This window comes from Salinivibrio sp. ML323, from assembly GCF_001995745.1.
Taxonomy (GTDB): Bacteria; Pseudomonadota; Gammaproteobacteria; order Enterobacterales; family Vibrionaceae; genus Salinivibrio; species Salinivibrio kushneri.
In genome coordinates this window covers 1-10,540 of the sequence record NZ_MUES01000044.1, presented here as the reverse complement: position 1 = coordinate 10,540, position 10,540 = coordinate 1, and the positions used below count along the sequence as shown (strand labels likewise).

Annotated in this window: 14 protein-coding genes and 1 pseudogene; 14 read left to right on the top strand and 1 reads right to left on the bottom strand. The window is 49.6% G+C overall.

Going from position 1 to position 10,540, the window contains the following annotated elements:
- Positions 1 to 237 precede the first annotated feature (237 nt).
- A complete protein-coding gene (locus tag BZG13_RS14660) occupies positions 238 to 615 on the top strand; it encodes a hypothetical protein (RefSeq protein ID WP_077487150.1) in 378 nt (125 codons plus the stop codon).
- Positions 616 to 771: 156 nt separating this feature from the next.
- Positions 772 to 2,115, top strand: coding sequence for a molecular chaperone (yegD, locus tag BZG13_RS14655; RefSeq protein ID WP_077487149.1), 1,344 nt, complete (start codon positions 772 to 774; stop codon positions 2,113 to 2,115).
- Positions 2,116 to 2,220: 105 nt separating this feature from the next.
- Here yegD and BZG13_RS14650 read toward each other — a convergent pair whose 3' ends face one another.
- Positions 2,221 to 2,604, bottom strand: coding sequence for a hypothetical protein (locus BZG13_RS14650; protein ID WP_077487148.1), 384 nt, complete (start codon positions 2,602 to 2,604; stop codon positions 2,221 to 2,223).
- Between the two features lie 114 nt (positions 2,605 to 2,718).
- On the opposite strand from BZG13_RS14650, the pseudogene BZG13_RS15555 reads away from it, so the two are divergent.
- The 12 genes and pseudogenes from BZG13_RS15555 to BZG13_RS14590 all read left to right on the top strand — a co-directional run.
- Positions 2,719 to 2,817, top strand: a pseudogene (locus BZG13_RS15555) (cytidine deaminase); the annotation flags it as partial.
- Between the two features lie 88 nt (positions 2,818 to 2,905).
- Positions 2,906 to 4,111 (top strand): MFS transporter, encoded by a 1,206-nt coding sequence (locus BZG13_RS14640; protein ID WP_077487147.1) that lies wholly within the window; start codon positions 2,906 to 2,908, stop codon positions 4,109 to 4,111.
- 29 nt (positions 4,112 to 4,140) lie between these two features.
- Positions 4,141 to 4,422 carry a hypothetical protein gene (locus BZG13_RS14635; protein ID WP_077487146.1) on the top strand — a complete coding sequence of 94 codons (282 nt, stop codon included), beginning with the start codon at positions 4,141 to 4,143 and terminating at the stop codon, positions 4,420 to 4,422.
- 69 nt (positions 4,423 to 4,491) lie between these two features.
- Positions 4,492 to 5,049 (top strand): GNAT family N-acetyltransferase, encoded by a 558-nt coding sequence (locus BZG13_RS14630; RefSeq protein ID WP_077487145.1) that lies wholly within the window; start codon positions 4,492 to 4,494, stop codon positions 5,047 to 5,049.
- 38 nt (positions 5,050 to 5,087) lie between these two features.
- Positions 5,088 to 7,166 carry a M13 family metallopeptidase gene (locus BZG13_RS14625; protein ID WP_077487144.1) on the top strand — a complete coding sequence of 693 codons (2,079 nt, stop codon included), beginning with the start codon at positions 5,088 to 5,090 and terminating at the stop codon, positions 7,164 to 7,166.
- Between the two features lie 79 nt (positions 7,167 to 7,245).
- Positions 7,246 to 7,791: a ribosomal protein S5-alanine N-acetyltransferase gene (gene rimJ, locus BZG13_RS14620; protein ID WP_077487143.1), complete on the top strand. Its 546-nt coding sequence runs from the start codon at positions 7,246 to 7,248 to the stop codon at positions 7,789 to 7,791.
- Positions 7,792 to 7,848: 57 nt separating this feature from the next.
- Positions 7,849 to 8,064, top strand: a complete 216-nt coding sequence (locus BZG13_RS14615; RefSeq protein WP_069362674.1) for a DUF4177 domain-containing protein — start codon at positions 7,849 to 7,851, stop codon at positions 8,062 to 8,064.
- On the top strand, positions 8,064 to 8,288 hold the full coding sequence (gene yidD / locus BZG13_RS14610; RefSeq protein WP_021022755.1) for a membrane protein insertion efficiency factor YidD: 225 nt from the start codon (positions 8,064 to 8,066) through the stop codon (positions 8,286 to 8,288). Before BZG13_RS14615 ends, yidD begins: the two co-directional genes overlap by 1 nt.
- A complete protein-coding gene (locus BZG13_RS14605) occupies positions 8,288 to 8,680 on the top strand; it encodes a hypothetical protein (protein ID WP_069362675.1) in 393 nt (130 codons plus the stop codon). The genes yidD and BZG13_RS14605 overlap by 1 nt, the downstream gene beginning before the upstream one ends.
- A gap of 108 nt (positions 8,681 to 8,788) precedes the next feature.
- A complete protein-coding gene (locus BZG13_RS14600) occupies positions 8,789 to 9,316 on the top strand; it encodes a nucleotidyltransferase family protein (RefSeq protein WP_077487151.1) in 528 nt (175 codons plus the stop codon).
- A gap of 88 nt (positions 9,317 to 9,404) precedes the next feature.
- The gene (locus tag BZG13_RS14595; RefSeq protein WP_077487142.1) at positions 9,405 to 9,821 is read left to right on the top strand and encodes a GNAT family N-acetyltransferase; all 417 of its coding nucleotides are present in this window, start codon (positions 9,405 to 9,407) and stop codon (positions 9,819 to 9,821) included.
- 191 nt (positions 9,822 to 10,012) lie between these two features.
- Positions 10,013 to 10,465: a GNAT family N-acetyltransferase gene (locus BZG13_RS14590; protein WP_077487141.1), complete on the top strand. Its 453-nt coding sequence runs from the start codon at positions 10,013 to 10,015 to the stop codon at positions 10,463 to 10,465.
- The last annotated feature ends 75 nt before the right edge of the window (positions 10,466 to 10,540 follow it).

Below are 10,540 nucleotides of genomic sequence, written 5' to 3'. Positions count from 1 at the left end.
AAGATAGCGTTAGTGGTGAGCTATCTAAGAAAATGCGGCTTTAATATGGCGGATATAAGGCAAATACTGGCTTCTATCCGCCAATTTGGGCGTTGGTCGGTAGCGACCACTCTCTAACAAAAAATATCGCGATCGCGGCCTACGGCCGCTTATCAAAAAGAACCCCGCCTAAAAAGGCGGGGTTCGTCAGCAATCTGGCGCCTCTTCTTGAGGCGTTAGCTGAAATCAGGCAAAGCGATGATTCCAAATACAAAAATATCACATACAATTCTGGAGTTTGGTAAATCAATTATTCTTCAGTTGCCCGACGGCCACTCGAAGGAAGAGTTCGAAGCGGCGATTTCCATCGTAATAGCGGCATGGAATGCTGTGGTGATCGACGTTTGGAATAAAACAGATGAATTTGAACGCGAGCTAATTGAGCGGTTGGGAGAAGGACCAAAGCAAGCTCAAATTGAAGTTAAACGGCTAGTTAAGCGGAAAAAGTCGAAGTTTTCAGATGACTTGAGGGCTGTTGGGAATCACTGGGTTAGAGAGCAAGATGGCGAGTATATATTTGGATGTGAGGCACGAGGAAATGTTGAAGACTTTCCGGCAAAAGAAACTAAACACTAGATGCAAGTAGGGCAGCTAACAAACGCCTCAAGAGGGACTGTCAACGCGTGGCGTTTCGCAGCGACGCCGCGACTGATTGGCCTCTGTACACGGATGTTAGAAATCCCGCGACGGTTGAGGTAGCATTGCCGACTTTTTCTGCGGTGAGAGGGATTTATGTATATCGGCTTTGACTATGGTACAGCCAATTGTTCGGTGGCGAAGATTGAGAACGGTCAGCCGACGCTGTTACGTCTAGAAGGGGACAGCACGTTTATTCCTTCCTCCCTTGCCGCACCTACACGCGAATCTGTGTCTGAGTATCTGTTTCGTCATCGGGGCATCAAGCCGCTAGATACGATTGGCGAGCAGATGTTGCGCCGCGCCATTCATGTAAACCGAGAGGAAAGCATTGAACTTGAGGCGGAGGACATGGCGTTTGGTCAAGCGGCGCTCGATCGTTATCTCGATGATCCGCGCGATATGTACTACGTGAAATCGCCTAAATCTTTCCTTGGCGCGTCAGGTTTACGTGATGCCCAGCTTCGGTTTTTTGAAGACCTCGTATGCGCAATGATGGATAACATCAAAACGCAAGCCGAACACCAAACCCAACAGAGTATTCATGATGCGGTGATTGGTCGGCCGATCAACTTTCAAGGCCGTGGGGGCGAGACGGCAAACCACCAAGCCGAAGGTATATTGCACAATGCGGCTAAGCGGGCGGGCTTTAAACAGGTTGAATTTCAGTTTGAGCCAGTCGCTGCTGGCCTAGACTATGAAGCGACACTGAGCGAAGACCAAATCGTTCTCGTGGTCGATATCGGTGGGGGGACCACAGACTGTTCGTTGATTGAGATGGGGCCATCATGGCGCGGTAGTAGCGATCGCAGTGCAAGTTTGTTAGCGCACAAAGGCCAGCGTATTGGCGGTAATGATCTAGATATTGCGTTGGCATTCAAACAAATGATGTTCCCGTTTGGGATGGGTAGCAAAATGGAGTCTGGCATTGAGATGCCGATTACGCAGTTTTCCAACCCCATCGCGATTAACAACGTACAAGCGCAAAACGATTTCTATGCGTTTGAAAACTTGGCGGTGCTCAAAGGGCTGCACAAGCAAGCGCAAGAGCCACATAAACTGGCCCGTTTGCTTGAGGTGTATCACGAGTCACTGGGTCACAACATTGTCCGTCGTGCGGAAGAGGCAAAGATTGCGTTGTCGGATCAAGCCGCATACCGAGCGGGTATTCAATTGTTCTCCGAGCGCGTGGACGTTGATGTAACGCGCGATAACATGATTGAGGCGCCCAAACGTAAGATGATCGCCTTAGTGCACGATGTGGTCGCTCAGGCCGGTGTAAAGCCCGACGTGATTTTTATGACAGGTGGCTCGGCACGCTCGCCCTTCTTACGGGAGGCTGTACAAGCAGAGCTGCCGAACATTCCTTTAGTGAGTGGCGACTACTTTGGTTCAGTTACCGCGGGCTTAGCGCGTTGGGCGGAAGTCTGCTTTAAGTAACCGTCGCTTGACGAACTGGGTTTGACGCTTATTTGTAATACCTTGGGAATAATAAGACGTTGCTAATAATAGGAACCCTACTTAGCGAAAACTTCCGTATTTTGATTAGAAATCATGCACCAAGGTGGGTGTGTTGGCGCGAAATAGCTTGGTTAGGGCAGACTTATATCGCCAACCCAGTGCCAGTAGCCGTTTCGCTAAGCTTTGATTTTGAATGGTGGCAACTTCAATGCCGCGGTAGTGATGCGGATGCGCTTGAATATAATCGATAAACGCCGTCAGCACCCCTTGGCCGCGAACGCTGGGGGTAAATTGTAGCGAAACAATCGATAATCGCTGACTACCGATCGGACAGTGAATCAGACAATAGCCGAGTGGGTGCTTGATCGCGGTGGAGAGCTCTGGAAAAGCGCGCGTCTGGTGACGTTGGGCCAATTGGTCATAGCCGTGGCATAGATGGTTAAGCAGTTGCCGAGCGTTATCATCCATCGGTGTGTCTCTGGAGAGGTCGAAACGTAGCCACCATATTAGGGATTTTATTTTTTCGAAAAACAGAAAAGCGCAAGCCACGTATTTACCTCTTTTGGGCACGATAATCGTGCAAAAGCCGCGATTTCTACGCCAGATAACCAGCTAGTTTTTAAAACTATCCGCGAGCTCATGCCGCACCATTGGTCGTTAGTGAATAACGAGTTTTTATAAATTTATCAATCATGTACATTATGTGCTGATTTTTTAACACGGACGTTTAACGATTACGACAATCAACAAGATTATTTCTGCGGTGGCGATGTATAAAGGATTGCACCGCAATATTTACTACGTTGCACTGGCCCGCATGATCCTCGGGATGGGCAACTTTATTATTCCTTTCCTCGTGCTTTTGTTTACCGATAAGCTCGGCTACTCCGCGTCGCTGGCGGGTACATTAGCGATGAGTATTACTGGCTTGTACCTGCTGGGGAGTTTTATTGGTGGCAAGCTTTCTGATTGGGTAGGCCATAAAAACACTATGGTGGCGGGGGAATGTGTCGGCGCTATCTTGCTGCTGGTGTGCGGGTTTGCACCCGATGCCCCGGTGATGGTGCCGGCGTTATTATTCGCCGCGTACTTTTTTATTGGTGTGGCGTTGCCGGCCAGTAATGCATTGGTGGCCGATTTATCTCACGCAGGCAATCGCGATGCGGTGATGTCGCTTAGTTACCTTGCCTATAACTTGGGTTCAGCGATTGGCCCCATCTTAGCGGGCTATTTGTTTTGGCAGCACACTGAGTGGATTTTCTTTGGTAACGGGCTTGCCGTCTTGGTGGGTATTCTTGTGGTTGCCTTTTTGGTCAATGTGACCGAGCAAGCCGTCCCCGAGTCTGAGTCTGACCTTGAGCGCGCCGTAGAAGGCAGTGTCTGGTCGGTGCTTAAATCACGTCCTTATCTCATTGTGTTCACTTTACTTTGCGGCATGCTTTGGTTTGCGTTGAACCAAATGACGATGGCTAGCCCGCTTTATCTGAGTCATTTATTTGGCCAAGAAGGGCCCGTGCGTTTTGGTCAATTGATGACGTATGCGTGCGTGTTGGTGGTGATCATCACGCCGCTATTGCTTCGCGCGACATCTGGACATACTGAGACGATGGCGTTGGCCTATTCAGGACTCTTATTTGTGCTGGGTTATGGGCTTGTGATGTTGGCACCCACGATCCCCGTTCACTTTTTAGCGTGGTTTTTTCTTTCCGCTGGCGAGGTGTTGGTCCTCACCAAAGAAGGCGTATATCTTGCCAACAACTCACCGGCGAGTCATCGCGGTCGTATTCAAGGGGTATTGATCACGTTGCGTAGCTTATTGCTGATGCCAAGCTTTGTATTGATTGGCTATGTCATCGACACGTTCGGTTATTCGGTTACTTGGTCGCTTGTTATCGCTATGGCTATGTGTGCCAGCATCGGTATGCTTTTGTTATCGGTGCGGGAGAAAACACGCCTCGCAGCCACGTCGTCATAATCGCCCCTACATGGATGTAAGGACAAACGATGAATATTGGTATTTATGTGTATGAGCACGCAGAGGCTGGATTACTCGATGGTCGAAAAGTGATCACGCATTGGGAAGATATGGACGAGCTCAGCCGCGCTTATCCGCCATTAAGCGTGGTACCAGGTAAGCGCTGGGTGAGGGATGGAAAGTATCTTACCTCCGCGGGCATTTCTGCGGGTATTGATATGAGTTTGCAGCTGGTGGCTGATTTGCACAGCGAGGATTTAGCCTTGCGCGTTGCCAAGCAAATGGATTACCACTGGCAGCGAAACGCGTAATATGCAGTCTGGATAAGGTACGTAGCGCGATATCAATCAATGTATGCGCTGATAGAATAGGAATTGAGCATGTTCCCAGCTACATGGCGCTCTAAGCGTTTGTGTTTTAGTCCGTTTGAATATAGCGATGCAAAGCGTGTCAAAGCGCTTTTTGAGCAAAATCAGCATCTGCAATATCAAGATCCCACGTTTAAACCTTGGTCGTTATCCACCTACCAATCATTAATTGCCGACAGTGCGGAGAAAAAGGCGCCCGACGTAGAAGAAGCCTTTTACCTTCGTCGCATTCAGACCCATGACGGTAAAGATATTGGCTATCTACAAATCTCGCTCAATGCGCCCGATGCACAGAGTGTTTGGCTGCCCATGCTCACTATTTCTCCACGATATCAAAAGCATGGCTATGGCAGCGAAGCGGTTGCGAGCGTGATTGACACCGTGCAAGCTTATGGGGATTATCGACGCATGGGTGTGAATGTTTACGCCGAAAACATTCGCGCGTTTCGATTCTGGTATCAGCAAGGGTTCTGTCGTATTTCCCATTTTGAACCCGAGCAAGATGAAGGACGAGATTACCACTGCTTGGTGCTCAATCGCGATTTAGACGTGAGGGCATCACCACGGTAGTGAACAGGGAAAGTGACTGAGTCATATAGGAAAGGAAAATGATAAAAACACCGAAAAAACGTCTGTTACTGACGCGTGTCGCACTGAGTGTTGTACTCGGCATGGGGCTTAGCGTTTCATCAACTACGGTGCAGGCGGCTGAGGCCGCACAGGTTCAGGTGCAGCGCGAATCAGGTCTGCATCTGCAAGATTTTGATCTATCGGTTCGCCCACAGGATGACTTGTTCCGTCACGTCAATGGCACTTGGTACGACCAAACCCAAATCCCCAGTGATATGTCCAGCTATGGTGCGTTCCGTATTTTAGCTGAAGAGAATGAAAAGCGTCTGAAAGGCATCATTGATGAGCTGGTGGCGCGTGATGATCTCAAGCCTGGCTCCAATGAGCAAAAGCTGCGTGATTTTTATCTTAGCTATATGGACAAAGACAAAATTGATGCCTTGGGGGTGACACCAATCAAACCTGAGCTTGATCGTATTGCGGCGATTGCCTCGAAGCCTGCGTTGATTTACGCGATGGCCGACTTGCGACGAGTTGGCGTTGGGATCCCGTTTAGTTTTTATGCATGGGCCGATGCGAAAAACCCTGACTATAACGCTCTATATCTGAGCCAAAGTGGGTTGGGCCTGCCGGATAGAGACTATTATTTCCGAGACACCGAGGACGCTGAGCGTATCCGCACCGCGTATAAAAGTTATCTCGAAGATATGCTGCGCTTAGCGGGCTATGATCAGGCCAAACAACGCGCAGATCGGATTTATCAGCTGGAAAAAACACTGGCAGAGCATCATTGGACACGCGCTAAACGCCGTGATGCCCAAGCAACCTATAACAAAATGAGTCTTGAATCGCTTAATCAAGCCATGGGCAGGTTTGATTATGCTCGCTTTGCCAAGCGCGCGGGTATCGACAAAGCCGATGAAGTAGTGGTGCGCATGCCGTCTTATTTTGAGGCATTAGGGCAGGTGTTTGAGCAAACCAGCCTGCAAGCGTGGCAAGATTATCTCACCATTCGCACGCTCAATGCCTTTGCGCCGCGCCTTAACCATGAGTTGGTTGAACGTCAATTTGCGTTCTATTCCAAAACCCTCAACGGCATTCCTGAGCAGCGTGACCGCTGGAAACGGGGCGTGCAAGCTACCGAAGGGGTGCTGGGTGAAGCGCTTGGTCAAGAATATGTCGCCCGCTACTTCCCGCCGCAAGCCAAAGCACGTATGGAAACCATGATTGATAACCTGCGTGCCGCGTTTAGAGACTCGATTGAATCATTAGCGTGGATGAGCGATGAAACCAAAGCGAAAGCATTGGATAAGTTGAGTAAATTCACGCCCAAAATCGGCTATCCAGAGCAATGGGAAGATTACAGTGCGCTGACCATTAACGCCGATGACTTGATTGGCAACAGCAAACGTGCTGCTCGCTGGGGCTATCAAGATATGTTGTCGCGGATTGGTGCGCCAGTTGATCGCAAAGAGTGGGGCATGACGCCACAAACGGTCAACGCGTATTACAGCCCAACCGCTAACGAGATTGTGTTCCCCGCCGGGATCTTACAACCGCCGTTTTTTGATATGAATGCGGATGATGCCGTGAACTATGGCGGTATCGGCGCGGTGATTAGTCATGAAATGGGGCACGGTTTTGATGATCAGGGCTCGCGTTATGATGGCGATGGCAACCTATCCAATTGGTGGACTGATGAGGATCGCGCGCGCTTTGATGCACGCACCCAAAAGCTGGCCGAGCAATTTAGCCAGTTTGAACCGTTGCCGGGCTTGTTCATTGACGGCAAGGTGTCCTTGGGGGAAAACATTGGTGATTTAGTCGGCTTGACCACCGCCTTCCGCGCCTATCAAAAATCGTTGCACGGTGAACCGTCTCCTGTGATGGACGGTTATACCGGCGAGCAGCGATTCTTCCTCAGCTGGGGGCAGATCTGGAAAATGAAGATGCGTGAAGATGCCCTGCGTGAGCGCGTATCGTTGGGTCCGCATGCGCCACCACAATATCGCGTGCTTGGTGCACCGCGCAATGTCCCTGCGTTCTATGAAGCCTTTGATATAAAAGAAGGTGACGGCATGTATTTGCCCGAAGATCAGCGGGTGAATATCTGGTAATCTCTGATGCCGCCTCCAAGGCGGCATTTTTATAGATTTTGGTACTGTCCGTCACGCGAATCGATGTAAGGAGGCCCAAGTGCTAAGCACGCCAAGGACGAGATTAGTTTTGCTTCCCCCAGAAAAAGCCGACATGGTAGCGCAGTTTTATCAGCGAAATCGTGCTCATCTGTCCCCATGGGAACCCATACGTCCTGCCGCATTTTATCGCGAAGACTATTGGCATCGCGCGCTGCAAGAAGCGAACGATTTGTTTCAACAGCAGCAGGCCTTCAAGTTTGTGATTTTGCATCATGAACGGGACGATGTGATAGGGGTGTGCAATTTCACCAATGTCATTCACGGCGCCTTTCAAGCGTGCCTGTTAGGTTATGCCGCTGACAAGCATTATCAAGGGCAAGGCTACATGCACGAAGCCATCCAAGCAGGTATCCGTTTCGTCTTTGAGCAGGTTGGGTTGCATCGCGTGATGGCCAACTATCTGCCCGACAATACGCGCAGTGAGCGGCTACTTACCAAGCTGGGGTTTGAACGCGAAGGCTATGCACGCCGTTACCTCAAAATTAATGGCCGTTGGCAAGATCATGTGCTCACCGCCAAACTCAACCCTTTAATGGAAGAGTGAGTCGTTTAATAGCCAGCCGGACATTCCCTTTTATCCATTTAACTGTCAGGAGAAAAAATGAGTCAGTTTACCGAGTACAAAGTCGTTCATATTGTTGAAGGTGGTTGCGGCACCTTATTGCTGGGCTCAAGTGGCTTGCCGTTGCAACGCCTCGAAGCCGAACTCAATCAATACGCGCAAGATGGCTGGCAGGTTGTTTTTCAAGTAATCGAAAAGAAACGTTACATGCTGTTTTGGCAGCGTGAGGCCGTGATTGTCACCCTAGGTCGCTAATGCTCAAGTATTTGTCGCTTACGTTGATCCATCGTTACCAAGCTAAAGGTGGATCAAAGAAACGGTTCAATATTGAGTGTAATTTCGAGCCGAGCTGCTCGGAGTATACGCGCCAAGCGATCGAAAGATACGGCGCACTCCGAGGCTGGCAACTCGGATTGGCGCGCATTCGCCGCTGTAATAACCCCAATGCGATTGAAAAAATTCACGATGAGGTGCCTTAATGCGTTTTACCCAACCGATTGAAGCGCTGGAGGCGCAAGAAGAAGCACTGAGGAAGCAGGTGAACGGCTTGACCCAAAGCCAGAAAAAACGCTATTTTGCCGAGCAATCAAGACAGCTGAAAGATCCAGACACTTATGCGGCACTCAATTGGGCTTTCTTAGGGGGGTTCCATCATCTTTACTTGCGAAAGTACCGGTTGTTTATCGTAGAATGTACGTTATTGGTGATCGCCGTTATCGGCTTAGTGATGAGTCAGCCGTATTTCGCTCTGATTTTGGTTGGTTTAGTGCTATTTGAATTACCACAGCTTTTTTTGGCCCAAAAAATTGCCAGGCAGTACAACTACCATGTATCACGCTCAATTTATGAACACGTCCGCCACGGTGATTAACCCATGAAGCGTCGTCGGATCCGTAAACGTCATCAGCACCAGTTCTTTTTATGTCAGAAAACCTATCGGCGTGCCTTAATTGATTTGATTGAGGCTGATCCGGCAAGAATGCGTGCGCTTCGCTGTGTTCAAGCTTTAAACCTCCCTCAGTGCTATATTGCTGCCGGATTTATCCGGAATCTGGTTTGGGATGCGTTGCACAAATATGCCCCGAGTGCGCTCAATGATATCGATGTTGTCTTCTACGATCCTGAAGAGACGAGTAGAGAGCGCGAACAATATTTAGAGCAGCTACTGCAAAAAACCATGCCAGAAATGACTTGGCAGGTACGTAACCAGGCGCGAATGCACGAGAAGCACCAAGATCCTCCTTACGCGAGTACGCTAGATGCAATGCGCTTTTGGCCGGAGAAAGAAACCGCGATTGCGGTGCGCCTTGATATGAACCAACGCTGCGAAGTCATCGCCGCCTTTGGGGTTCAATCTTTATTTGAACTTAAGCTTAGCCATAATCCTGCCCGCCCATGGCACGTTTTTCAGCACCGCCTTGATGACAAGCAATGGCTGACACATTGGCCCAAACTTACTGTCACCACGCAGTGCTCTGTGGCGGCAAAGCCGATCCATCACGAGTAATCGTTAATAGGGTGCGCATGGGCACAGACAGTCCATGCCACCCAAGGCATACTCGTTGCTGTGTTGAACAGCCTGGATAGCTAAGCCGATGAAATACCGCATGGACGCGAGCCCGAGTGACGATAATATTACCGCCATTCGCCAACAGCTTCAGCAAAGCAATGCCCCGTTTTTAGCTGGCCTTCCTGAAGGCTCTCTTGCCGGCTATGCCTATAACGATAATGATGAACGTATCGGTGGCGTGGTGGCCAACACGTGGGGGCAATGGCTATTGATTAAATACCTTTGGGTCGATGATGCCTTCCGCCATCGCCACGTGGGGAGCCACTTATTGAGTAACTTGGAAGAGTACGCCAAGGAGATGGGTTGTAAAATGGCGTTCGTTGATACCTTAAGCTTTCAAGCCAAACCTTTCTATGAAAAGCATGGCTATCAATGCCAGATGACATTGTCGGACTATCCTGTCGATCATGCACTGCACTTTATGACCAAAGCGCTGAGTTGATCAAAATCTATTCGCACAAAGGCACTCTTTTCCAAGTCACATGGCGTGTCCGTCCACACGTCAAGAAAGTTGGTACTGCTAGTTTGCAGCGTTGGTGTCATGCCAATGTATTTGATGAACGCCATGCTCATGGTGTAAGGAACCGAGTGACTAATCCTGCACTGCTGTCAGACCAATAATCAGGAGGCGCCATGATACCCACCCCCAACTCGCCACATAGTTTGCGCCGTATGCGTCCGGCGGACACCGATGCGGTACTTGATATCTGGTTGAATGCATCATTAAAAGCGCATGACTTTATTGATGACGATTTTTGGTATCAGCAGCGTGAGGCGATGCGATCAGCCTATTTGCCGATGGCAGAAGTGTGGGTGGTAGAGAGAGATGGAGCCATCGAGGGATTCTACGCTATGCATGGTCAAACATTGGCAGCGATCTTTGTTGCGCCGCATAAGCAGGGGCAAGGCGTGGGTAGCCAGTTGTTGATGCATGCTAAGCAACAAAAAACCGTCATTGATTTGACCGTTTACCAGAAGAACAAGGCCAGCTACGCCTTTTATCTACGTCATGGATTTGTGGTCGACCGCGAGCAAACCGATCCTCATACGGGTGAGCGAGAGTGGCGAATGGTTTACCAAAGCTAGTTATCGTTTATATCATGTAAAAATCCCGCTTCGGTGAAAATCAAGCGGGATTTTTTATTTTTATCAGTTATATCC

Coding starts and splice junctions, on each gene's coding strand:
- BZG13_RS14660 (WP_077487150.1), top strand. CDS start 238: ATGATTCCAAATACAAAAATATCACATACAATTCTGGAGTTTGGTAAA.
- yegD (WP_077487149.1), top strand. CDS start 772: ATGTATATCGGCTTTGACTATGGTACAGCCAATTGTTCGGTGGCGAAG.
- BZG13_RS14650 (WP_077487148.1), bottom strand. CDS start 2,604: ATGGATGATAACGCTCGGCAACTGCTTAACCATCTATGCCACGGCTAT.
- BZG13_RS14640 (WP_077487147.1), top strand. CDS start 2,906: ATGTATAAAGGATTGCACCGCAATATTTACTACGTTGCACTGGCCCGC.
- BZG13_RS14635 (WP_077487146.1), top strand. CDS start 4,141: ATGAATATTGGTATTTATGTGTATGAGCACGCAGAGGCTGGATTACTC.
- BZG13_RS14630 (WP_077487145.1), top strand. CDS start 4,492: ATGTTCCCAGCTACATGGCGCTCTAAGCGTTTGTGTTTTAGTCCGTTT.
- BZG13_RS14625 (WP_077487144.1), top strand. CDS start 5,088: ATGATAAAAACACCGAAAAAACGTCTGTTACTGACGCGTGTCGCACTG.
- BZG13_RS14615 (WP_069362674.1), top strand. CDS start 7,849: ATGAGTCAGTTTACCGAGTACAAAGTCGTTCATATTGTTGAAGGTGGT.
- yidD (WP_021022755.1), top strand. CDS start 8,064: ATGCTCAAGTATTTGTCGCTTACGTTGATCCATCGTTACCAAGCTAAA.
- BZG13_RS14605 (WP_069362675.1), top strand. CDS start 8,288: ATGCGTTTTACCCAACCGATTGAAGCGCTGGAGGCGCAAGAAGAAGCA.
- BZG13_RS14600 (WP_077487151.1), top strand. CDS start 8,789: ATGCGTGCGCTTCGCTGTGTTCAAGCTTTAAACCTCCCTCAGTGCTAT.
- BZG13_RS14595 (WP_077487142.1), top strand. CDS start 9,405: ATGAAATACCGCATGGACGCGAGCCCGAGTGACGATAATATTACCGCC.
- BZG13_RS14590 (WP_077487141.1), top strand. CDS start 10,013: ATGATACCCACCCCCAACTCGCCACATAGTTTGCGCCGTATGCGTCCG.